Source organism: Pseudomonas sp. OF001 (assembly GCF_904426495.1).
Lineage (GTDB): Bacteria > Pseudomonadota > Gammaproteobacteria > Pseudomonadales > Pseudomonadaceae > Geopseudomonas.
Genome location: NZ_CAJGBM010000056.1, coordinates 122592 through 144232, shown reverse-complemented (window position 1 = coordinate 144232; position 21641 = coordinate 122592). Strand labels below are relative to the sequence as shown.

The window sequence follows — 21641 nt, the reverse complement described above, 5'->3', positions numbered from 1 at the left end:
TGCCGCAAGGAGACGGTTCAAATCATGATGCGTATTCTGCTGTTCCTGGCCACCAACCTGGCCGTACTGGTGATCGCCAGCATCACCCTGAAGCTGCTCGGGGTGGATCGCTTCACCGGCCAGAACTACGGCAGCCTGCTGATCTACTGCGCCGTGTTCGGCTTCGCCGGCTCGCTGATCTCGCTGTTCATCTCCAAGTGGATGGCGAAGATGAGCACCGGCACCGAGATCATCAGCCAGCCGCGCACCCGCCACGAGCAGTGGCTGCTGCAGACCGTCGAACAGCTGTCGCGCGACGCCGGCATCCGCATGCCCGAGGTCGGCATCTTCCCGGCCTACGAGGCCAACGCCTTCGCCACCGGCTGGAACAAGAACGACGCGCTGGTCGCCGTCAGCCAGGGTCTGCTCGAGCGCTTCTCGCCCGACGAGGTGCGCGCCGTGCTGGCCCACGAGATCGGCCACGTGGCCAACGGCGACATGGTCACCCTGAGCCTGATCCAGGGCGTGGTGAACACCTTCGTGATGTTCTTCGCGCGCATCTTCGGCACCTTCGTCGACAAGGCGATCCTCAAGAACGAGGAAGGCAACGGCATCGGCTACTTCGTCGCGACCATCTTCGCCGAGCTGGTGCTGGGCATCCTCGCCAGCATCATCGTCATGTGGTTCTCGCGCCATCGCGAGTTCAAGGCCGACGCGGCCGGCGCCGACCTGGCCGGCACCGGCGCGATGATCGCCGCCCTGCAGCGCCTGCGCGCCGAACAGGGCCTGCCGGTGCACATGCCCTCGAGCATGACCGCCTTCGGCATCAACGGCGGCCTCAAGCACGGCCTGGCCGGCCTGCTGATGACCCACCCGCCGCTGGAAGACCGCATCGAGGCACTGATGCAGCGCGGCCGCTGACCAGCGACTGCAGCAAGGTTTCACACTGGGGGGCGACGCGAGTCGCCCTTTTTTTGTCCGCTCGCTACCATGGCACCGTCATCCGTCAGCGAGATCTCCCGATGCGCCAACCCCTTCCCCTGCTGTTTGCCGCCGCCCTGCTCCTGCTGGCCGGCTGCCAGAGCACCTACTACGCCGCCATGGAAAAGGTCGGCGTGCACAAGCGCGACATCCTCGTCGACCGCGTCGAGGCGGCGCGCGACGCCCAGCAGGAGGCCAAGGAGCAGTTCCGCGACGCCCTGGAGCGCTACCGCAGCGTGGTGCAGGTCGACGGCGGCGAGCTGGAGGAACGCTACCGGGCGCTGGACAGCGAATACCGCTCCAGCGAGGACAGCGCCAACGCAGTGCGCGCGCGCATCGCGGCGGTGGAGGACGTGGCCGAGGCGCTGTTCGACGAATGGGAAGGCGAACTGGCGCAGTACAGCAACGCCAGCCTGCGCAGCGCCAGCGCCCGCGAGCTGGCGCGCACCCGCCAGGACTACCGCAGCCTGATCCAGCGCATGAAGACCGCCGAACGGCGCATCGAGCCGGTGCTCAGCGTGCTGCGCGACCAGGTGCTGTTCCTCAAGCACAACCTCAACGCCCGCGCCATCGGCGCACTCAAGGGCGAGTACCGCACCCTGCAGGGCAACGTCGACCAGTTGCTGCGCGACATGCAGCGCGCCATCGACGAATCCGACGCCTTCGTGCGCCGCCTGCAGAGCGCCGGCTGAGGCTGGCGGGGCCGCCGCGCCCCGCCTTCCCCCCCGGATCAGCGGCGGGTCAGTCGGTAGACCCGCTCGTGCAGACGACTCAGGCCACGCTCGACGAAGCGCCAGTTCTTGTCCCGCACTTCGTACTCACCCAGCAGCTCGATCTGCCAGCCCTCCCCGTAGAGCGCGTGCACCTCGGCGTCACTCACCGCGAACGGCGGACCATCCATCTGCTCCTGGGGATAGTCGAGGGTCACCAGCAGGCCGCGACAGCCGCTGGGCAGCAGTGTCTGCAAGTGAGCGACATAGCGCCGACGCATCTCCGGCGGCAGGGCGATCAGTGCGGCACGATCGTAGTAGCCGCTGCAGCCGGCGGCCTGCGCCGGTGCCAAAGCGAAGAAGTCCCCCTGCAGGAGCGCAATGCCCTCCGCCTCGTGCCGCTGCAGCCCGCCGTCGCTGCTGACTGTGGCGTGCAGCCCCTGCTCGGCGAAGAAATCACCGACCGCCTTCGCGGCCAGCTCGACACCGAGTACCCGGCAACCCTGCGCAGCCAGCCAGGGCATGTCCAGGCTCTTGCCACACAAAGGCACCAGCACCTCACTGCCTGCCGGCAGCTGCAAATTGGCCCAGTGGGCCTGCAGATAGGGGTTCACCTCCCGGAGGTGAAAGCCGATCTCGTTGCGCGTCCAGCGCGCCTGCCAGAAATCTTCGTGCATCGGGGCCTCCCTTCGATTGCCGGATTCGATATCAATGGTCGAAAACTTATGCTGGATTTCGATCATTGGCCTGCCGAAGATAGCAACATCGCCATCCGGAGACACCCCATGCTGCCCAGCCTGTTCATTTCCCACGGCTCGCCGATGGTCGCCCTGCAGCCGGGCGACACCGGCCGCGCCCTCGCCCGCCTGGCCCGCGAGCTGCCCAGGCCCAGGGCCATCCTGGTGGTGTCCGCGCACTGGGAAACCAGCGACCTGCGCCTGACCTCGGCGCCGCGCCAGCAGGCCTGGCACGACTTCTACGGTTTCCCGCCGGCGCTCTACGCGCTGGACTACGAGCCGCCGGGCGCCCCCGATCTGGCCCTGGAGATCGTCGAACTGCTGGAGGACGCCGACCTGCCGGCGCACCTCGACCCGCAGCGCCCGCTCGACCACGGCGCCTGGGTGCCGCTGCTGCTGATGTACCCCGAGGCCGACATCCCCGTGCTGCAGCTGTCGCTGCCCAGCCGCCAGGGGCCGGCGCTGCAGACCCGACTCGGCCGCCTGCTCGGCGACCTGCGGGCGCGCGGCGTGCTGCTGATCGGTTCGGGCAGCATCACCCACAACCTGCGCGAACTGGACTGGGACGCCACCCCCGGCACGGTCGAGCCCTGGGCCCGCGAGTTCCGCGACTGGCTGGTCGCGCATCTGGCCGCCGACGACGAGGCCGCCCTGCACGACTACCGCCAGCAGGCCCCCTGGGCGGTGCGCAGCCACCCCAGCGACGAGCACCTGCTGCCGCTGTTCTTCGCCCGCGGCGCCGGCGGCGCCTTCAGCGTCGAGTACGAGGGGTTCAGCAAGGCCACCATCGCCATGGACATCTACCGCTTCGACTGAGCGCCGGGAATTCGCCGGCACAAACAAAAACGCCCCGAACCAGTCGGGGCGTTTTCGTGTCAGCGCAGGATCAATCCTCGTGGTAGCGACGCAGGCGCAGGGCCTTGCCGCCGACACGGGTTTCCTTCAGGCGGCCGAGCAGGCGCTCCAGGCCCTCTTCCGGCAGCTCGACCAGGCTGAAGGTCTCGCGCACCTGGATGCGACCGATGGCTTCGCGCACCAGCTTGCCTTCGTTGATGATGGCGCCCAGCAGGTTCTTGGCGGCAATGCCGTCGCGCTTGCCCAGCGCGGTGCGGCAGCGCACGCGGCCTTCGGCCAGCGGCTCCATCGGGCGGCGGGCGCGCGGCTCGCCGCTGCGCTCACCACCACGCTCGCCGCGCTCGCCAGCCGGCGCACGCTCGCGGGCCGGAGCCGGGGCCAGCGGCTGCTCGCGGCGCACGCCTTCCAGATCAAGAGCCTGGCCCTGGGTCTGCTTGGCCAGCAGCACGGCGGCCAGCACCTCGGGGGTGCACTCCAGGCGACGGCACAGCTCGGCGCAGACCTGGCCGCGGCTGGCTTCGGCGTCTGCCAGCAGCGGCTGGAGGCTGTTGGCCAGACGCTGCAGACGCGCTTCCAGCACGGTTTCGGCATCCGGCATCTTGATCTCGGCGACCTTCTGCCCGGTGACACGCTCGATCACCTGCAGCATGCGGCGCTCACGCGGGGTGACCAGCAGCAGGGCACGGCCTTCGCGACCGGCACGGCCGGTACGGCCGATGCGGTGCACGTAGGACTCCGGGTCGTACGGCATGTCGATGTTCAGCACGTGGGTGATGCGCGGCACGTCGAGGCCACGGGCGGCCACGTCGGTGGCGATCACGATGTCCAGCACGCCGTTCTTCAGCGACTCGACCACGCGCTCGCGCTGGGCCTGGGCGATGTCGCCGTTCAGCGCGGCGGCACGGTAGCCGTTGCGCTCGAGCATCTCGGCGATGTCGAGGGTGGCCTGCTTGGTGCGCACGAAGCCGATCAGCGCGTCGAACTGCTCGACCTCGAGCAGGCGCAGCACGGCGGCCTGCTTCTGGTCGGCATGCACCATCAGGTGGGCCTGCTCGATGCGCTCGACGGTCTGGGTCTTGCTGGCGATCTTGACGTGCTTGGGCGTCTTCAGGTTGCGCTCGGCGATGGCGCGGATCGACGCCGGCAGGGTCGCGGAGAACAGCACGGTCTGGCGGCTTTCCGGCAGGGCCTGGAAGATCGCCTCGATGTCCTCCATGAAGCCGAGCTTGAGCATCTCGTCGGCCTCGTCGAGGACCAGGCGCTGGACGCTGTTCAGCAGGTTCTCGTCGCGGCGCAGGTGGTCGCACAGGCGGCCCGGGGTGGCGACCACCACCTGGGCGCCCTGGCGCAGGGCCTTGAGCTGCGGGCCCATGGGCGCGCCGCCGTACACCGCCACCACCTTCACGCTGCCCATGTCGCTGGAGTAGCGCTCGAAGGCCGCAGCGACCTGCAGGGCCAGCTCGCGGGTCGGGGTGAGGATGAGGATCTGCGGCTCGCGACGGGCCGGGTCGAGCAGCGACAGCATCGGCAGGGCGAAGGCCGCGGTCTTGCCGGTGCCGGTCTGCGCCTGGCCGATCATGTCGTGGCCGGCGAGGATCACCGGAATCGACTGCGACTGGATGGCGGACGGCTCTTCATAGCCGACCGCGGTGATCGCAGACAGCACGGCCGGGTGAAGATTGAGCGCGGCGAAGCCGCCAACGATGGATTCGGTCATGGGTATTTGCCTCGTGTAATCCGCAAAGACCCATGGCCAGCGCTGCGCCAGCCAAAAGCAAGACCCGTGGGGTCACCCTGGCAGCCTGGTCGGCGGGGATTTGCGAAATCGCGTGAAAGGATAGTTCGTCAAGAAATGTCCGTGGGGACGGACGCACAGCAGAAGCAGCGCTCCCGGGAAAAGATGTTCCGGAAGGGCGCGTGTCAAAGCCGGCGCGCATCATAACGCAAAATGTGTGCCGAGTCGCGCCCTTTTTGTCCCGCCCCGTCAGCTCGCCGGGCGCAGCGCCGCGATGAGCCGCTCCAGGGAATAGCCGAGCGCCCCCTCCAGCACCGCGGCGCGCTGGCGCAGACGCTCCTCGTCCAGCTCCTGCCCGGCGTCGGCCGGAATGAAGAGGATCACGTTGCCGTCGCTGACCGGGATCTCCCAGTAGCTGCGGCGGAACAACCCGCGCAGCAGCGCCGCGCCCAGCGGCTTGCCGTCGGCGGTGCTCCACTGGTTGATCACCAGCCAGCCACCGGGGCGCAGGCGCGCGCGGCAGGCCTCGAGAAAGCCCCAAGCGAGGTGCGCCGCCGCCGGCCCGGTGTCGGTATAGAGGTCGAAGAAGATCACGTCCGCCGGCGCGCACTCGTCCAGCCGCTCCTGGGCGTCACCGATGCGGATGCTCAGGCGCGGATCGCTGGCCAGCCCCATGAACTCGCGGGCCAGGCGCGGCACCTCGGGGCGCAGCTCCACCGCCTCCACCGTGGCGAACGGCAGGTGCTTCAGGCAGGCCATGGTCAGGCTGCCGCCGCCCAGGCCGAGGAACAGCGCATGCTCGGCGCGCTCGGGCAGCAGCGCGCCGAGCAGCATGGCGCGGGTGTAGTCGTACTCCAGCCAGGCCGGATCGGGGACATAGCTGCAGCTCTGCTCGACCTCGTCGCCGAACTCGAGGAAGCGGTAGTCGCCGGACTGCACCACGCGGATCACTCCGTAGTCGTCGTGCACCTCGGCCAGCTGCTGGTAGTCGCTCATCTCGTGCCCCCGGAAAAATGGCCCGGCATCCTAGCAGAGCCGCCCTGGCGATGCAGGGACTCTATCGGAACCATCGGCCCGGCGGGCGGATCGATCGGTTACCATAGCCGGCATACCGACACACGCAAGGCGAGCAGTGATGAGCCAGACCTGGAGCCCCGACAGCTGGAGAGGCAAGCCGATCCAGCAGCAACCCGTGTACCCCGACGCCGAGCACCTGGCGCGCGTCGAGCGGACCCTCGCCGGCTATCCGCCGCTGGTGTTCGCCGGCGAGGCGCGCGAGCTGCGCCGGCAGTTCGCCGAGGTCACCCAGGGCCGCGCCTTCCTGCTGCAGGGCGGCGACTGCGCGGAGAGCTTCGCCGAGTTCTCCGCCGGCAAGATCCGCGACACCTTCAAGGTGCTGCTGCAGATGGCCATCGCCATGACCTTCGCCGCCGGCTGCCCGGTGGTCAAGGTCGGACGCATGGCCGGCCAGTTCGCCAAGCCGCGCTCGGCCGGCGAGGAGACTATCGAAGGCGTCACCCTGCCCGCCTACCGCGGTGACATCGTCAACGGCATCGGCTTCGACGAGAAGAGCCGGGTGCCGGACCCGGAGCGCCTGCTGCAGGCCTACCACCAGTCCACCGCCAGCCTCAACCTGCTGCGCGCCTTCGCCCAGGGCGGCTTCGCCGACCTGCACCAGGTGCACCAGTGGAACCTCGACTTCATCGCCAACGCCGAGCTGAACGAGAAATACGGTCAGTTGGCCGACCGCATCGACGAGACCCTGGCGTTCATGCGCGCCTGCGGCCTGGAGGATGCCCCGCAGCTGCGCGAGACCAGCTTCTTCACCGCCCACGAGGCGCTGCTGCTCAACTACGAGCAGGCCTTCGTCCGTCAGGACAGCCTGACCGGCGGCTGGTACGACTGCTCGGCGCACATGCTGTGGATCGGCGACCGCACCCGCCAGCTGGACGGCGCCCACGTCGAACTCCTGCGCGGCGTCGGCAACCCGATCGGCGTCAAGGTCGGCCCGAGCATGCAGCATGACGAGTTGCTGCGCCTGATCGACATCCTCAACCCGGACAACGACCCGGGGCGCCTCAACCTGATCGTGCGCATGGGCGCCGACAAGGTCGAGGCGCACCTGCCGCAGCTGATCCGCGCGGTCGAGGACGAAGGCCGCCTGGTGCTGTGGAGCTCGGACCCGATGCACGGCAACACCATCAAGGCCAGCAGCGGCTACAAGACCCGCGACTTCGCCCAGGTCCTGAACGAGGTGAAGCGCTTCTTCCAGGTGCACCAGGCCGAGGGCAGCTACGCCGGCGGCATCCACATCGAGATGACCGGGCAGAACGTCACCGAGTGCATCGGCGGCACCCGCCCGATCACCGAGGCCGGCCTGTCCGACCGCTACCACACCCACTGCGACCCGCGCCTCAACGCCGACCAGTCGCTGGAGCTGGCGTTCCTGATCGCCGAGACCCTCAAGCAGGTACGGCGCTAATCCTGACGCGAGCCCCGGTCGTCCCAGAACGGCCGGTGGCTCTCCACCCAGATGTCCGCACGGCTCAGGCCGATATCCTTGAGCGTCGCGTCGCTCAGCATGGCCAGCTGGCGGCGCTGGCGCGCCAGTTGCCGCCAGCGCCGCACCCGCTGCCACGCCCGTCGCCACCAGGGTGGCAGGACCTCCCGCCGCCCGCTTCCCACTACCTGCATTTGCCCTTTCATCGCCTGATCCTCCTCTGCCTGTGGATTCAGTCTCGGCGCGGGCATAGGATCAATCCAACGAATACTTGTGATGACAGACATCTCGGGGGTTGATGAATGAGCTATCCGAGCATCGACAGCGAGCTGCTGCGCACCTTCGTCGCCATCGCCGACCACGGCGGCTTCACCCGCGCGGCGGAGGCGGTCAACCGCACCCAGTCGGCAGTGAGCATGCAGATGAAGCGCCTGGAGGAGGACGTGCTGCAGCGCGCGCTGTTCGCGCGCGACGGCCGCCAGGTACGGCTGACCGCCGAGGGCCAGGTGCTGCTCGGCTACGCGCGGCGCATCCTCAAGCTGCAGGGCGAGCTGCTGGCCACCCTGCGCGAGCCGCACATGGTCGGCGCGGTGCGCATCGGCACCCCGGACGACTACGTGATGCGCTTTTTGCCCGGCATCCTCTCGCGCTTCGCGCAGAGCCACCCGCTGGTGCAGGTGGAGGTGCACTGCGAGCCGTCGTACCAGTTGCTGCAGCGCCAGGACCTCGACTTCAGCATCGTCACCCGCGAGCCGGGCAGCGAGATCGGTCGACTACTGCGCCAGGAGCGCTTCGTCTGGGCCGAGGCGCGCGGCTTCAGCCCCCACGAGCAGTCGCCGATGCCGCTGGCGATGTTCAACAGCGGCTGCTTCTGCCGGGCCTGGGCGTGCAACGCCCTGGACGCCCTCGGCCGCCCCTACCGCATCGCCTACAGCAGCCCGAGCCTCGCGGCGCTGCTGGCGATAGTCGGCGCCGGCCTGGCCGTCACCGCCCAGCTGCAGAGCCTGATCCCTGCCGACCTGCGCATCCTCGGCGAGGCCGAGGGTCTGCCGCCGCTGCCGACCACCAGCATCGCCCTGCTGCGCCGCCCCGGCTCGGAGTCGCCGGTCACCGACGCCCTCGCCGAGCACATTGCCGACGGCTTCAGGCCTTGAGGCCGAGCAGCGCGGCGCACAGCAGCAGGAACAGGGTGAACAGGCCGCGCAGCAGCCGCTGCGGCAGGGCATGGGCCAGTCGGACGCCCCAGCCGATGCTCAGCAGGCCGCCGACCGCCAGCGGCAGACCGGTCGCCCAGTCGACCTGGCCGTGGCCGGCGTAGGTCGCCAGCGCCACCGCCGTGCTGGGCGCCGCCAGCGCCAGCGACAGCCCCTGGGCCACCACCTGGCTGACGCCGAACAGCAGGGTCAGCACTGGCGTGGCCACCACCGCGCCGCCGACGCCGAACAGTCCGCCGACCAGCCCGGCACCGCCGCCGAGCGCGCCCAGCCATGGCCAGGGGCGGCTCAGCCCGGCGCTGCCGGCGCCGGTGCGCAGGAACACCTGGGTCAGGTTCCACGCGGCCAGCGCCAGCAGGAAGCCGACGAAGCCGCGACGCATCGCCTCGGCCTCCAGCCCCACCGCCAGCGCGGCGCCGATCCAGGCCAGGCAGAACGAGGACGCCCCGAGCAGCAGCGCGTGCCGCCACTCGATGCGGTTGCGCTGGTGGTAGCGCCACAGCGCCAGCAGCACGTTGGGCACCACCATCACCAGCGCCGTGCCCTGGGCCAGCTGCTGGTCGAGGCCGAACAGCAGAGCCAGCGCGGGAATGGCCAGCAGGCCGCCGCCGATGCCGAACAGGCCGCCCAGCGCGCCGAGCAGCAGGCCGAGGCCGAGATCGAGAAAGAACACCGAGAGAGTCATGGCACCTCCGGAAAAGGCGCATGCTACGCAGCCATGGCTGGCCGGGAAACGCAAAGCCACGCACAATGGCTGTGCAGATCCTGCAAAGCAGATACGCCATGAATCCCGACGCCCTGACCACCCAGCTCGCCCTGTTCCTCGATGTGCTGGCCTGCGGCAGCTTCTCCGCCGCCGCCCGCCGCCAGCAGCTCACCCCCTCGGCGGTGGCGCGGCGCATCGACGCCCTCGAGCAGTCCCTCGGCAGCCCGCTGTTCCAGCGCAGCACCCATGCGGTCAGGGCCACCCCGGCAGGATTGGCCTTCGCCGAACGCGCCCGGCGTATCCTCGACGAGCTGCGTCTGGCGCGCGCCGAGGCGGTGTCGCTGAGCGAGGCCCCGGAGGGGCTGATCCGCATCGACGCCCCGGCGCCCTTCGGCCGCCGCCACCTGGCGCCGGCGATCGCCGAGTTCCTGGTGGCCTGGCCGGGACTGGACGTGCAGCTGCGACTGATCGACAGCTTCGTCGACCTGCAGGGCGAGCATCTCGGCGAGGTCGACCTGGTGCTGCGCATCGGCCCGCTGGCCGACACCCGCCTGGTGGCCACGCCGCTGGCGCCGATGCGGCGCATCGCCTGCGTCAGCCCGGACTACCTGAAGCGCCGCGGCACGCCCAGCGATCCGCGCCAGTTGCCCGAACACGACGGCCTGGACTGGGATGCCCTGGCGCCGCCGCACGCCTGGCGCTTCGAGATCGACGGACAGAGCCGCCTGATCCGCCCCGGGCGCCTGCGGATGACCGCCAACAACGCGGAGACCCTGCTGTTCGCGGCGGTCGCCGGCCTCGGCATCGCCCACCTGCCGACCTGGCTGATCAGCGACCACCTGCTGCGCGGCGAACTGGTGCCGCTGTTCTGCCACGCCGGCCTGCCGCCACCCGAACCCAGCGGCATCTACGCCCTGCGCCTGCCGCAGCCCGCCGCCTCGCGCACCCGCCTGCTGCTGGAGTTCCTCAAGGACCGCTTCGGCTCGCTGCCCCCGTGGGACCTGGCGCTGCAGGCCCGCTTCGACAGATAGGCCGCGCAGAAACGACAGAGCCCGGCGCTAGGCCGGGCTCTGGGGTACTCGCGTCAGACTCAGGCTTGCGGAGCCTGGGTACGGCCCTTGTAGGAGCCGTCGCGGGTGTCGATTTCGATCCAGTCGTCGATGTTGACGAAATCGGCCACCTTGACTTCGGTGCCGTTGCGCAGCTTGGCCGGCTTCATCACCTTGCCGCTGGTGTCGCCACGGGCAGCGGTTTCGGTGTAGACGACCTGACGCACGATGGTGGTCGGCAGGTCGACGGAGATCACCTTGCCTTCGAAGAACACGGCTTCGCAGACGTCGGTCATGCCTTCCTCGATGAACGGCAGGACGCTCTCCAGATCTTCCGCACGCAGTTCATAGGAGTTGTACTCCGGATCCATGAACACGTAGTCCTCACCGCTGATGTAGGACAGGGTCACTTCCTTGCGATCGAGGATGACCTGCTCCATCTTGTCGTCGGCCTTGTAAACGGTCTCGGTCTTGGAGCCGTTGATCAGGTTGCGCAGCTTCATCTTGACGATGGCGCTGTTACGACCGGACTTGGTGAACTCGGCCTTCTGGATCAGCCACGGCTGGCCGTCGATCAGGGCAACGTTGTTGGCCTTCATTTCTTGTGCGGTTTTCATGCGAAATATCCGGATGTGACTGGAGGTACAAGATCTAAGCCGCGCATGATAGCGAATTTTGGTAAAACTGTTCCAGCGCAGCGGCAAGATCAGGACGAGAGGCCTGCTCCGCGCACCAGTTCTGCGCATGCTCCTGCCACTCCGGCCAGTGCCGCTGCGCCGCCAGCCAGGCTTCCCCCATGCCCGCCCCGGCATTCCACGCCCGCCACAATTGCTGCAGGGCATGCCCCGCCCCGGCGGACAGGTCCTGCCGGTAGAGCGCCAGGAACGCCTCCAGCTTGTCCCAGTGGGCGTCCTCCTGCTGCGGGTAGATGTGCCAGAGCAACGGCCGCCCCGCCCACTGCGCGCGCACGAAGGAGTCCTCGCCGCGCACCGCATTGAAATCGCAGCACCACAGCAGGCGGTCGTAGTCATCCTGAGAGACGAACGGCAGCACCTGCAGCTGCAGATTGCCGCGGCGGGCGACGAACCCCGGCTCCAGCTCCGCCGTCTCGCCCAGCCACTGGCGCAGATCGCCGAGAATGCGCCCGCGCGGCACCAGCAACTGGGTCGGCTGCGCGTCGGCGACCAGGGCATCCAGCCATTCGCCAAGACCGGGATTCTCATAGGCGAACAGCGAGATCAGCCGCGCCTGCGCCTGCACGGTGACGCCGACGCCGGCGAGAAACGCGCGCCGCGCCGCTTCATCGGCCTGGAACGCCTGCCGCCGCGCCAGCAACTCGCGCTCGCGCAGCAGGCCACCGGTACCGGCGACGAAACCGGGAAAGAAGAAGTACTTGCGCAGCCCCTGGCCCTGGGGCGACGGCAGGCCATGGCAGCCGACCACCCAGTCCTCGGCGCTGAGATACTCCAGGTTCAGCCACAGGGGCTGGCGCTCGGCGGCGCGCATGTCCGCCACCAGGGCCTGCGGCAGCGTGCAGCCGAAGGCTTCGATCACCACGTCGGCCAGGGCCCGGGGCTGCCAGTCCGCCGCCCAGTGGCAGACCTCCACCCCGGCCACCACCTGGCAGGCCAGCCCGGCATCGGCCTGGGGACAGAGCGCGACAAACGCCGCCGGCTCGTCGACCCACAGGCGCACCCGGTGGCCATGCTCGGCCGCCAGCTGACGGGCCAGCCGCCAGGTCACCCCGATGTCGCCGTAGTTGTCCACCACACTGCAGAAAATGTCCCAGCTCGCCATGCGCGCCTCCGTCACTTGCCGGCGCGCAGTCTAGCAGGAACCCCGCCACGCCTCTGCGCAGCCCTAAGCCAATGAAAAATTTGAAAAAACCTTTGCTTTTCGAAAAGGCTTCGAATACATTGTGCGCCGTCGACAGGGCAACGCCCCGGCGATGTCAAATATGGTGAGGTGTCCGAGCGGTTGAAGGAGCACGCCTGGAAAGTGTGTATACGGGAAACCGTATCGAGGGTTCGAATCCCTCCCTCACCGCCATATTTGAAAGCCCCTGATTCTCCTGGAGAATCAGGGGCTTTTTCGTTTCCCCCCGATCAACCTCGGGGCGGCCGCGCCACCGCGCGCCAAGCCAGGCCGAGCAGGGCAATCACGCAGAAACCGGCCCCCGCCTGGAACGTGGCCGCCGCCCCCAGCCTGTGCCACAGCAGACCGGCGACGACGCTGGCGAACAGCATGGCGATGCCGCTGACCAGGCTGAAGAAGCCGTAGGCCGTGCCGCGCAGGTCGGCCGGCGCGGTATCGGCCACCATAGTCGCCAGCAGTCCCTGCGTGATGCCCATATGCCCCCCCACAGCGCCACACCGGCGAGGACGACGCTCCAGTGGTCGCTCGCCGCGAGCACCAGGTCGGCCGCCATCAGCACGACCAGCCCAAGGGCCAGCAGGCTGCGCCGACGCCTTTCTTCCGCCTCTGATACCATACCCCCCTATACCATATCCGGGCGGCGAGCATGGGCCACATCATCCATCAGAAGTCGAAGCTACTGGGACGGGTGCGACGCATCCGGGGTCAGGTCGAGGGCCTGGAGCGCGCGCTCGAGGCCGAGAAGGGCTGCGCCGACATCCTGCACCAGATCGCTGCCGTGCGCGGCGCCATCAACGGCCTGATGGTGGAGGTGCTCGAGGAGCACGTGCGCGCGCACATCGCCGACCCGGCGATCACCAGCGACGCCGAGCGCCGTCAAGGTGCCGATGAGTTGATCGCCGTCCTGCGCACCTACCTGAAGTGAGAGCTGCCATGCACGCCGACAAACTGTCCCGATGGATGCACGACCACGTCTTCGATACCGGCAACTCCGCCGCCGAACGCAGCACCCGGGTGGTGATGTGGATCACGGCTGCGACCATGGTGGTCGAGATTGCCGCGGGCTGGTGGTTCAACTCGATGGCCCTGCTGGCGGATGGCTGGCACATGAGTTCGCATGCCGTGGCGATCGGCCTTTCCGCGCTGGCCTATGCCACGGCCCGGCGCTACGCCAGGGATCCGCGCTTCGCGTTCGGCACCTGGAAGATCGAGATCCTCGGCGGCTTCTCCAGCGCCATCTTCCTGCTCGGCGTGGCCGTGATGATGGTGGTGGGTTCGGTGGAGCGCATCCTCTCGCCGCAGCCCATCCAGTACCTGGAGGCGATCGCCATCGCCATCCTCGGCCTGCTGGTCAATCTGGTGTGCGCGCTGATCCTCGGCAAGGCGCACCATCACGACCATGGTCATTCCCATGGCCACGGGCACGGCCACGATCACCACGACCATCATCACGACCTCAACCTGAAGTCGGCCTACCTGCACGTCATCACCGATGCGGCCACCTCGGTGCTGGCCATCGTGGCCCTGTTCGGCGGCTGGCTGTATGGCTGGGCCTGGCTGGACCCGCTCATGGGGATCGTCGGTGCCGTGCTGGTCGCGGTGTGGGCCCGGGGGCTGATCGTCGACACCGGCAAGGTGCTGCTCGACCGCGAGATGGATCACCCGGTGGTCGACGAGATCCGCGAAGTCGTGGAAACCGCGAGCGACGCCGGGGCAACCCGGATCGCCGACCTGCACGTCTGGCGGGTGGGCAAGCAGGTCTACTCCTGCGCCATGACGGTGGTGACCCAGGATGCGACGCTGACGCCGGATGACGTGCGCGAGCGCCTGTCGGTGCACGAGGAAATCGTCCACTCGACCATCGAGATCCATCACTGCCCCGAGCTGTCCGCTGGAGCGAGCGCATGAAAACGCTGCGACGGTCACCAGAAGGGATCGCCCGCAGGCTTGCCGGGCGAGTGCGCTCTGCGGGCATTTCGCTGTACTGAGCGACGGGGTAAAGTCGGGAACCCCCACGCCAACCGGCGCTTCGCCATGCCGCAGCAGACCCCGCCACCGATCACCCCCGACCTGTTCGCCAGCCTCGCCGAACCGCTGCCTGCCACGGAGCGGCTGGGCGCACAGGCCTGGCTGCTGCGCGGCTTCGCCCTGCCCTTCGTCGAGGCGCTGCTACCGGCGCTGGCGGAAGTCGAGCAGGCGGCGCCGTTCCGGCAGATGCTCACCCCCGGAGGGCAGACGATGTCGGTGGCGCTGACCAACTGCGGAACCCTGGGCTGGACCAGCGACCGCCGCGGCTATCGCTACGAGCCGCTCGATCCGCTGAGCGGCCGCCCCTGGCCGGCGCTGCCCCCGGCATTCCTGCATCTGGCCCGGGAAGCGGCGGCGGCCGCGGGCTTCGCCGACTTCGCGCCGGACGCCTGCCTGGTCAACCGCTACCTGCCCGGCACGCGCATGGGCCTGCACCAGGACCGCGACGAGCGCAGCCTGGCGCACCCCATCGTCTCGGTTTCGCTGGGCATCCCGGCGGTGTTCCTGTTCGGCGGATACACGCGCCGCGAGCCGGCACGGCGGGTGCCGCTGGCCCACGGCGATGTGCTGGTGTGGGGTGGCGAGGACCGCCTGCGCTTTCACGGCATCCTGCCGGTCAAGGCGGCAGTGCACCCGCTGCTCGGCGCCCGGCGGATCAACTTCACCCTGCGCAAGGCCGGCTGAACGTCTAGCTAGCGGGCGATGGCGTAGCGCTCGAGCGGCGCCGTCACCGGGCGGACCAGGCTGGCGCCGCAATACTCCTGCAGATCGGCCTTGAGCCCCTGGGCCACGCCGTACAGGTAGTCGCTCTCGGTCTGCGCGTGTCCCTGGACGATCACCAGCACCGAGCGGGTCTCGCTGCGCACCGCGGTGGCGGCCGACTGCAGCGCCTCCAGGCGGCTCAGCACCTGGCCGCGACCGTCGAAGCAGGCGTACTCGCCAGCCGGCAGCGCCACCGGCGGCAGACTGTCGCGCACCTGGAAGCGCTCGCCGCCGCGGGTCAGGGCCAGGGTCACCGGCAGGCGCAGGTGCGCCAGATCATGGGTCGAGATCGACAGACCGCTGTTCAACGACCACTGGTTGGCCAGATCGACCAGCGGCGAGACGTTGGGCAGGCGGCCGCGGGCCTGGTACAGATCGAGCAGGGCCTGCGGCGACGGCGGCAGGGCCGCGGGCAGCCGCCCGATCTGCCGGCGCAGGACGCCGAAGCCCTGCTGCACGCCCCGGCAGCGCTCGGCGTCGAAGGCGGCGCGCAGCTCGACCAGACGATGCTGCAGGCGGGCCGTCGCCAGCCGGTTGTTCAGCCCGTGGAGGGTGAAGGCGATGGCCTTGAGGCCGAGTTCGGCGGGAGTATCGAGACGGAAAACTGGCATCAGCATGGTGGGAGCTCCGATGGGGACTGGCGCCGTGACGATGCGTTGTGGTCCTGCCCCGGGCAGGCCGTGTCGAGCGGCAGCATATGGCGCATATCCAAGCACTATCCGTGCCAGACGGCGTTTTCCTTGCAGATCAAGGTCATTGCCGAGGCTCTGGCTGCATCTGCCGCCGCGCAGTGCGACAAAACGAAGCAAGTGTCACAATGGCGACCACAACGCACTGCAAAGGATCGCTCCCGTTTCGATTAAGTCTGCCTTAAGTCTCCCGCGCTACCGTCTCCGGTCATCCTGACCGGGAAACCCTGTCCACCCGGTCCTACCCAACAACAACCCGACAACGCAAGGATCAACCATGCCGCTTGCTGTACCGCGCCGCCCCGGCGCCTTCTACTGGCTGCTCACCTGGCTGGCCGTGGCCGTCAACCTCGGGCGCTTCTTCGATCTCGCCCCGTCTTCCTGGCTGCTGGTCTACCAACTGGTGCTGATCGGCAGCTATGCGCTGCTGTTCGTCGCCCCGGCCTGGGCCATCAGTCGCCTGGTGGGCCGCTTCGCCCCCCGGACCGGCGCGGCGCTCTCCGTGCTGCTGGCCGGCGTGGTGCAACTGGCGCTGTACGGCGACCACCTGCTCTGGCAGCTGTACGGCTTCCACCTCAACGGCTTCGTCTGGAACATCGTCACCACCCCGGGCGGCATCGAGGCACTGGGCTCCTCGGCGTCCACCGAGCGCGAGGTGGCGTTGCTGGCTGTCGGCATCTTCGCCGGCCAGGGCCTGCTGCGCCTGCTGGCCCACGGCATGGCCCGCCTGCGCCTGCCGGCGCCGCGGCTGGCCTGGGTGCTGCCGCTGTTCCTGGTCGCCACCCTCGGCGAGCGCGTGAGCTACGGGGTCGGCCACTTCTACGGCTACAGCCCGCTGCTGGAAAGCGCCCAGCGCGTGCCCTTCTACCAGCCGCTGACCATGCGCCGCGTGCTGGAGAAGCAGTTCGGCCTGGAGCGCCCGCAGCGCATGGAAGTGGCCAGCGCCGAGCTCAAGGGCCAGCTGCGCTACCCGCAGGCACCGCTGCGCATCGAGGCTCCGGCCAAGCCGCTGAACATCGTCTGGCTAGTCGCCGAGTCGTGGCGCGCCGACACCCTGAACGAGCGGGTGATGCCGCAGACCCACGCCTTCGCCCAGCGCGCCCAGCATTTCGTCAGCCACTTCTCCGGCGGCAACGGCACGCGCATCGGCATGTTCAGCCAGTTCTACGGCCTGCCGGCCAACCTGTGGTTCCCGGTGCTCGACGCCCGCGTCGGCAGCCCGCTGATCGACGTGCTGCAGCAGCAGGACTACCAGATCAAGCTGTTCACCAGTGCGCGCTTCAGCTATCCGGAGTTCGACAAGACCCTGTTCGTCAAGGTGCCGCGCGAGCAGATGGTCGAGGACGACAAGGGCAATACCTGGGAGCGCGACCGCCGCAACGTCGACCGCCTGCTGGAGTTCGTCGACCGGCGCGATCCGGCCAAGCCGTTCATGACCTTCCTGTTCTTCGAGTCGCCGCACGCCAACTACAACTTCCCGCCCGAGTCGGTGATCGAGCCTGACTATCTGCCGGACTTCAGCTACGCCAGCATGGATCTGTCCCGCGACATCAAGGGCATCCACAACCGCTACCTGAACGCCGTGCACCACCTGGACAGCCAGCTGGCGCGGGTCACCGCGCACCTGGAGCAGAACGGCCTGCTGGACAACACCCTGGTGGTGATCACCGGCGACCATGGCGAGGAGTTCATGGAGAAGGGCCGCTGGGGCCACAACTCCACCTTCGTCGACGAGCAGATCCGCGTGCCGCTGGTGCTGTGGATTCCCGGCCGCGAACCGCACCGGGAGAGCCTGCGCACCAGCCACGTCGACCTGCTGCCGACCCTGCTGCCGCTGCTCGGCGTGCGCAACCCCGGCCAGGACTACGCCATCGGCCACAGCCTGTTCGAACCCAAGGCCGACCGCCTGCTGCTGGCCGGCGACTGGGACCGCCTGGCCTTCCTCGGCGAGCAGTACAAGCTGGTGCTGCCGTTCGCCAGCGGCAGCTTCGCCGGCATGGACGTCAGCCACGCCGACGACCGCCAGGTGAGCAACAGCACCAGGGTGCTGCAGACCAAGATGCCGCTGATCCAGGTGGAAATGGGCAGCCTGCGCCGCTTCCTCGCCCACTGAGCCGCGCGTCTACGGCCGGCCGCTGCCGGCCGGGCCGCCGGGGACCGGCGGTGCGTCGTCCTCGCCGCCCCCGCCGGACTGCGGCGTTTCGAGGAAGGCGCTTTCGGCCACGAAGCGCCAGCCTGAATAGCTGGCGGTGCCGGCGAAATCCGTCCATTGCGGCGGAAAGCCGGCCACCTTCAGCGGCGCGCGCTCGGAGCGGCTGTACACCCCGGTGATGCGCCCGTCGAAGGAGCGCACCAGTCCCCAGTCGAGGCTGTTGGTGATGGGATCGGGATACAGGCGGCGCAGATGGCGGCGCACGTTCGGCACGCGCTTGTCCTCCAGCAGCTCCTCGAGCCGCTGCGGATACTGGGCGACGCCGACCGAGGCGCGGTAGTAGCTGCGCAGCGCCTGGGCGTACTGGGTGCCGACCCACAGCAGCTCGCGTTCCCGGGCCCGCTGGCTGACGGTCGACCACAACTGGCCGGCGCCGGCCAGCGCCGCGCCCATCAGCATGACCAGGAACAGCACGCCGAGGTAGGTGAAGCCAGCCTGGCGACCGCCTGCCGCGCTACCACTCCGCATAGGCCGTCCCGTCCCGCGCCATGCCGGGCGCACCGCTCTTGACGTCGCCCACCGCGCCCTCGGCCCCGGCCGGCGGCGGCAGCGTCACCCAGCTGTCGCTGCGCTCGACGATGGGGTCCACCGGCAGCTGGCGCAGGTAGCGCTTTTCCACCAGCGCCTGCAGCGAATCGGGGTAGCGCCCGGTATCGCCGTAGTGGTGGTCGAGCGCCTCGCGCATCACTGCCAGGCTCTGGCGCAGCGACGTCTCCCTGGAATTCTCCAGGCTGGTGAAGTAGCGCGGGACGGCGATGGTCAGCAAGGTGGCGATGATCACCATGACCACCATCAGCTCGATGAGGGTGAAGCCGGCCTGTCTTCTCATGCTGTCACCACTCCCGGTAGGGAATCCCGTTGAGCCCGACGCCATCGACCAGCGAGTAGACGTCGAACACGTCCTCGCCCTCCTCCGGGTCGTCCGCCGGGCTGTCGTAGCTGCGCAGGCCCCAGCTTTCGGCTGCCGGCAGCTCGGGGTCGGCGAAGGGGTCGCGGGGGATGCGGCGCAGGAAGTAGACCTTGGCGCCCTTGGGGCTGCGCAGGTCGCGCACCCCCTCCACCAGCACCTCGAGCGATTCCGGATAGCCGGAGCTGTCGGCGCTCTTCTCGATGTAGCCGGCATCGGCGGCGACCTTGTAGGCGTCGATGGCGTCGCGCAGCTGATAGAGCGCCTGCTTGAGGTCCTGCTCCTTGCCGCGGCGCACCACCGTCTCGGTCAGGGGGGCGGCGATTCCGGCGAGCAGGGCCACGATGGCCACGGTCACCACCACCTCGACCAGCGAAAAGCCAGCCTGGGCGCGTTTCATGGCTCAGGGTCCGACCGCCAGGGTCATCGGCTGCGGCAGGGCCGCCGCGACCAGGCGGTTGCCCTGCCCCACCGCCGAGAAGGTCAGCAGGCGGATCGGCGCCGCCTCGCTGGGCGCCAGCGCGCGGACGCGCAGGCGCAGCAGGCCGCCTTCGCCGGTCGCCCCGCTGCTGCCGCTGCGCGACAGGGCGACGTACACCCGCCCGCTGTCCGGGTCGAGGCGCGGAGCGAACGAGGTACCCGCTTGGCCCTGCTTGAGGAAATCGCCCTCGACCACCTCGGTGACCTGCAGCGCGGCCGGATCGTAGGCCAGTTGCAGGGTCGAACTGCGCAGCGGCTGGCTGCCGGCGACATGCAGGACGATGGTCGCCTCCTCGCCGGCGCGCAGATGGGTCGGCCCTTCCCAGGACAGCGTGAGGCCGCTGGCGGCAGGTGCCGGCGTCGAGGCCGACGGCGCCGTCAGGGCGGCCGGCGCAGCGGACTCCGCCGGCAGCTCGAGGGTCAGGCTGTCGCCGGTGACCGGGCGCAGGTTGGCCGGACGCACGCGCATGCTGCCCTCGGTGCCGGAGGGAAACTCCATCTCGTGGGGGCTCATGTACGGCAGGTTGCGGACGATGCGCGGAGTGATCGACAGCACCAGTTCGGACTTGCCGAAGGTGTCCTTGTTGCTGCCGAACAGCCGGCCGACGCCGGGAATGTCGCCGAAGCCGGGGATCTTGTCGCCGCTGTTGCTGTGGTCGTTGCGCATCAGCCCGGCCAGCACCTGGGTTTCGCCGTCGCGCAGGCGCAGCATCGTCTCGGCGTTGCGGGTATCGACCTGCACCGGGATGGTTCCCGAACGGGTCTCCGCCAGCGGCGTGGCGTTGCTCACCTCCAGCGCCACCTTGATCGCCACCTCGTCGTTGAGGTGTACGGTCGGCTCCACCTCCAGCTTCAGACCGACGTCCAGGTAGGTGATGCTCTCGGTGATCACCGGGCCCTGGTTGGAGGGCGTCGAGGTGGCGCTGACCACCGGGACGCGCTGGCCGATGTGGATCTTCGCCTTCTCGCGGTTGGTCACCCGGATCACCGGGCTGGCCAGGGTGTTGATGTCGTTGTCGTTGGCGTTGATCTTCAGCTGCGGCGGCGGCGAGATGGAGATGCGCCCGGAGTTGATCCCGCGCAGCTGGTCGAGCAGGTTGACCGCGCTGATGGTCTGGGTGCCGTCGGCGTTGCTGATCACGTTCACCACGCCGAAGGTATTGGGCCACTGCAGGCCGAGATCGAGGATGCGGGTGCGCGAGATCTCCATCACCTGGACCTCCAGCACCACCTCGGGGTTGGACTGGTCCTGGGCCTGGAACAGCTTCTCGGCCAGGCGCACCGCCTCGGCGCTGTCGCGCATGGTCAGGGTGTTGAGGCGCTCGTCGATGAACACGTCGCGGGTCTTGAGCATGGTCTTGACCATGTCCTGCGCGGTCTTGGCGTCGGTGTTGGTCAGGTAGAAGGTGCGCATCACCAGGTCCTGGTAGTCGCGCAGCTTCTGCGGGGTGTCCGGGTAGATGACGATGGTGTTGTCGTTGACCACCTTGCTGAGCAACTGGTTCTGCTGCAGCAGCATGTTCACCGCATCCTCCACCGCCACCTGGCGGACGAAGATGGTGGCCTTGAGATCGGGGCGCACGTCCTTGTCGATGATGAAGTTGAGCCCGGCGGTCTGGGCCAGCACCTCGAAGATCAGCTTGAGGCTGGCGTCGCGGAACTCCAGCGATACCGGCTGGCCGAGCTTGGAGCGCAGCTGCGGGTAGGGCTGCACGGTACGCATCCGCACGGCGTCGACCCGCCGCTTGAGTTCGCTGGCGCCCTCGTGTCCGGGCTCCAGCGCCTGGATGGCCTCCACCTGGCGCTGCGCTCCCTCCAGGTCGCCGCGGCGCATGGCGAGCTGGCCCTGGCGCTGCATCTCGGCCAGGCTGCCCATCTGCTCGAGCTGGTGCAGCGCATCGGCGGCGCGGCTGTTGTCCGGCTCGATGGTCAGCACCCGCTGGTAGCCCTCCGCCGCGGCGGCATAGTCGCGACCGGCCCGCGCGCGGTCGGACTGGGTCAGCAGGGTGGTCACCACGCGGCCGCGCTGGGTGGTCAGCGCCATCTGCGTGCGGGTATCGCGCGGCGCGGCGCGGGCCGCCTCCTCGAGGGTCGCCAGACCCTCCTCGTATTGCCCCTCGTCGATCAGCTCGACCCCCTCGCGCACGGCGTTGCCGGCGCAGCCGGCCAACATCACCAGCGAGAAAGCCACCCCACACCAGCGTCCCGCCGGATGCCCCATG

General features: G+C 69.0%; 21 protein-coding genes, 1 tRNA gene and 2 pseudogenes. 11 read left to right on the top strand and 13 right to left on the bottom strand.

Annotated elements, in window-relative coordinates:
* The first annotated feature begins 24 nt into the window (after positions 1 to 24).
* Together htpX and RA210_RS19305 are read left to right on the top strand one after the other, a co-directional pair.
* The gene (gene htpX, locus RA210_RS19310; protein ID WP_201487699.1) at positions 25 to 900 is read left to right on the top strand and encodes a protease HtpX; all 876 of its coding nucleotides are present in this window, start codon (positions 25 to 27) and stop codon (positions 898 to 900) included.
* A gap of 101 nt (positions 901 to 1001) precedes the next feature.
* Positions 1002 to 1652, top strand: coding sequence for a DUF2959 domain-containing protein (locus RA210_RS19305; RefSeq protein WP_201487698.1), 651 nt, complete (start codon positions 1002 to 1004; stop codon positions 1650 to 1652).
* Between the two features lie 38 nt (positions 1653 to 1690).
* Here RA210_RS19305 and RA210_RS19300 read toward each other — a convergent pair whose 3' ends face one another.
* Positions 1691 to 2347 carry a thiopurine S-methyltransferase gene (locus RA210_RS19300; protein WP_201487716.1) on the bottom strand — a complete coding sequence of 219 codons (657 nt, stop codon included), beginning with the start codon at positions 2345 to 2347 and terminating at the stop codon, positions 1691 to 1693.
* A gap of 108 nt (positions 2348 to 2455) precedes the next feature.
* On the opposite strand from RA210_RS19300, the gene RA210_RS19295 reads away from it, so the two are divergent.
* Complete coding sequence (locus RA210_RS19295) at positions 2456 to 3223, top strand: DODA-type extradiol aromatic ring-opening family dioxygenase (RefSeq protein WP_201487697.1); 768 nt, start codon at positions 2456 to 2458, stop codon at positions 3221 to 3223.
* Between the two features lie 70 nt (positions 3224 to 3293).
* On the opposite strand, the pseudogene RA210_RS19290 reads toward RA210_RS19295, so the two are convergent.
* Both RA210_RS19290 and RA210_RS19285 read right to left on the bottom strand, forming a co-directional pair.
* Positions 3294 to 5013, bottom strand: a pseudogene (locus RA210_RS19290) (DEAD/DEAH box helicase).
* A 233-nt stretch (positions 5014 to 5246) separates the two neighbouring features.
* Positions 5247 to 5993 (bottom strand): spermidine synthase, encoded by a 747-nt coding sequence (locus tag RA210_RS19285; protein WP_201487695.1) that lies wholly within the window; start codon positions 5991 to 5993, stop codon positions 5247 to 5249.
* A gap of 139 nt (positions 5994 to 6132) precedes the next feature.
* Here RA210_RS19285 and RA210_RS19280 point away from each other — a divergent pair, with 139 nt between their 5' ends.
* Complete coding sequence (locus RA210_RS19280; protein ID WP_201487694.1) at positions 6133 to 7479, top strand: class II 3-deoxy-7-phosphoheptulonate synthase; 1347 nt, start codon at positions 6133 to 6135, stop codon at positions 7477 to 7479.
* Here RA210_RS19280 and RA210_RS19275 read toward each other — a convergent pair.
* Positions 7476 to 7691: a DUF1127 domain-containing protein gene (locus RA210_RS19275; RefSeq protein ID WP_236574816.1), complete on the bottom strand. Its 216-nt coding sequence runs from the start codon at positions 7689 to 7691 to the stop codon at positions 7476 to 7478. The two genes, RA210_RS19280 and RA210_RS19275, sit on opposite strands and share 4 nt — an antisense overlap.
* A 108-nt stretch (positions 7692 to 7799) precedes the next feature.
* Between RA210_RS19275 and RA210_RS19270 the strand changes: the two genes are divergently transcribed.
* The gene (locus tag RA210_RS19270) at positions 7800 to 8651 is read left to right on the top strand and encodes a LysR substrate-binding domain-containing protein (protein WP_201487692.1); all 852 of its coding nucleotides are present in this window, start codon (positions 7800 to 7802) and stop codon (positions 8649 to 8651) included.
* Here the strand turns inward: RA210_RS19270 and RA210_RS19265 are convergent.
* Positions 8641 to 9396: a sulfite exporter TauE/SafE family protein gene (locus tag RA210_RS19265; protein ID WP_201487691.1), complete on the bottom strand. Its 756-nt coding sequence runs from the start codon at positions 9394 to 9396 to the stop codon at positions 8641 to 8643. The two genes, RA210_RS19270 and RA210_RS19265, sit on opposite strands and share 11 nt — an antisense overlap.
* Positions 9397 to 9494: 98 nt before the next feature.
* Here RA210_RS19265 and RA210_RS19260 point away from each other — a divergent pair, with 98 nt between their 5' ends.
* Positions 9495 to 10448 (top strand): LysR family transcriptional regulator, encoded by a 954-nt coding sequence (locus RA210_RS19260; protein WP_201487690.1) that lies wholly within the window; start codon positions 9495 to 9497, stop codon positions 10446 to 10448.
* A gap of 59 nt (positions 10449 to 10507) precedes the next feature.
* Here the strand turns inward: RA210_RS19260 and efp are convergent, their stop codons facing one another.
* Positions 10508 to 11083, bottom strand: a complete 576-nt coding sequence (efp, locus tag RA210_RS19255; RefSeq protein ID WP_136491432.1) for an elongation factor P — start codon at positions 11081 to 11083, stop codon at positions 10508 to 10510.
* A gap of 34 nt (positions 11084 to 11117) precedes the next feature.
* Positions 11118 to 12263, bottom strand: a complete 1146-nt coding sequence (earP, locus tag RA210_RS19250; RefSeq protein ID WP_201487689.1) for an elongation factor P maturation arginine rhamnosyltransferase EarP — start codon at positions 12261 to 12263, stop codon at positions 11118 to 11120.
* A 162-nt stretch (positions 12264 to 12425) separates the two neighbouring features.
* Between earP and RA210_RS19245 the strand changes: the two genes are divergently transcribed.
* A tRNA-Ser gene (locus tag RA210_RS19245) sits at positions 12426 to 12515 on the top strand.
* A gap of 56 nt (positions 12516 to 12571) precedes the next feature.
* On the opposite strand, the gene RA210_RS19240 is transcribed toward RA210_RS19245, so the two are convergent.
* Entirely contained in the window at positions 12572 to 12817 is a 246-nt protein-coding gene (locus RA210_RS19240; RefSeq protein ID WP_328821122.1) for an MFS transporter, read from the bottom strand.
* A gap of 170 nt (positions 12818 to 12987) precedes the next feature.
* On the opposite strand from RA210_RS19240, the gene RA210_RS19235 reads away from it, so the two are divergent.
* The 3 genes from RA210_RS19235 to alkB all read left to right on the top strand — a co-directional run bounded on the left by RA210_RS19235 (position 12988) and on the right by alkB (position 15053).
* Positions 12988 to 13266, top strand: a complete 279-nt coding sequence (locus RA210_RS19235) for a metal/formaldehyde-sensitive transcriptional repressor (RefSeq protein ID WP_136490952.1) — start codon at positions 12988 to 12990, stop codon at positions 13264 to 13266.
* Positions 13267 to 13274: 8 nt separating this feature from the next.
* Positions 13275 to 14249: a CDF family Co(II)/Ni(II) efflux transporter DmeF gene (gene dmeF, locus RA210_RS19230; protein WP_201487688.1), complete on the top strand. Its 975-nt coding sequence runs from the start codon at positions 13275 to 13277 to the stop codon at positions 14247 to 14249.
* A gap of 126 nt (positions 14250 to 14375) precedes the next feature.
* Complete coding sequence (gene alkB, locus RA210_RS19225; protein WP_201487687.1) at positions 14376 to 15053, top strand: DNA oxidative demethylase AlkB; 678 nt, start codon at positions 14376 to 14378, stop codon at positions 15051 to 15053.
* An 8-nt stretch (positions 15054 to 15061) separates the two neighbouring features.
* Here the strand turns inward: alkB and RA210_RS19220 are convergent, their stop codons facing one another.
* Positions 15062 to 15748, bottom strand: coding sequence for a phenylalanine--tRNA ligase beta subunit-related protein (locus tag RA210_RS19220; RefSeq protein WP_136490954.1), 687 nt, complete (start codon positions 15746 to 15748; stop codon positions 15062 to 15064).
* 349 nt (positions 15749 to 16097) lie between these two features.
* Here RA210_RS19220 and RA210_RS19215 point away from each other — a divergent pair, with 349 nt between their 5' ends.
* The gene (locus RA210_RS19215) at positions 16098 to 17933 is read left to right on the top strand and encodes a sulfatase-like hydrolase/transferase (protein ID WP_201487686.1); all 1836 of its coding nucleotides are present in this window, start codon (positions 16098 to 16100) and stop codon (positions 17931 to 17933) included.
* 9 nt (positions 17934 to 17942) lie between these two features.
* Here RA210_RS19215 and RA210_RS19210 read toward each other — a convergent pair whose 3' ends face one another.
* The 4 genes and pseudogenes from RA210_RS19210 to RA210_RS19195 form a co-directional block, all read right to left on the bottom strand.
* Positions 17943 to 18500 carry a type II secretion system protein gene (locus RA210_RS19210; RefSeq protein WP_201487685.1) on the bottom strand — a complete coding sequence of 186 codons (558 nt, stop codon included), beginning with the start codon at positions 18498 to 18500 and terminating at the stop codon, positions 17943 to 17945.
* On the bottom strand, positions 18487 to 18861 hold the full coding sequence (locus RA210_RS19205; RefSeq protein WP_136490957.1) for a type II secretion system protein: 375 nt from the start codon (positions 18859 to 18861) through the stop codon (positions 18487 to 18489). The genes RA210_RS19210 and RA210_RS19205 overlap by 14 nt, the downstream gene beginning before the upstream one ends.
* A gap of 4 nt (positions 18862 to 18865) precedes the next feature.
* On the bottom strand, positions 18866 to 19339 hold the full coding sequence (locus tag RA210_RS19200; RefSeq protein WP_136490958.1) for a type II secretion system protein: 474 nt from the start codon (positions 19337 to 19339) through the stop codon (positions 18866 to 18868).
* 429 nt (positions 19340 to 19768) lie between these two features.
* Positions 19769 to 21640: pseudogene (locus RA210_RS19195) on the bottom strand (secretin N-terminal domain-containing protein); the annotation flags it as partial.
* Position 21641 lies beyond the last annotated feature (1 nt).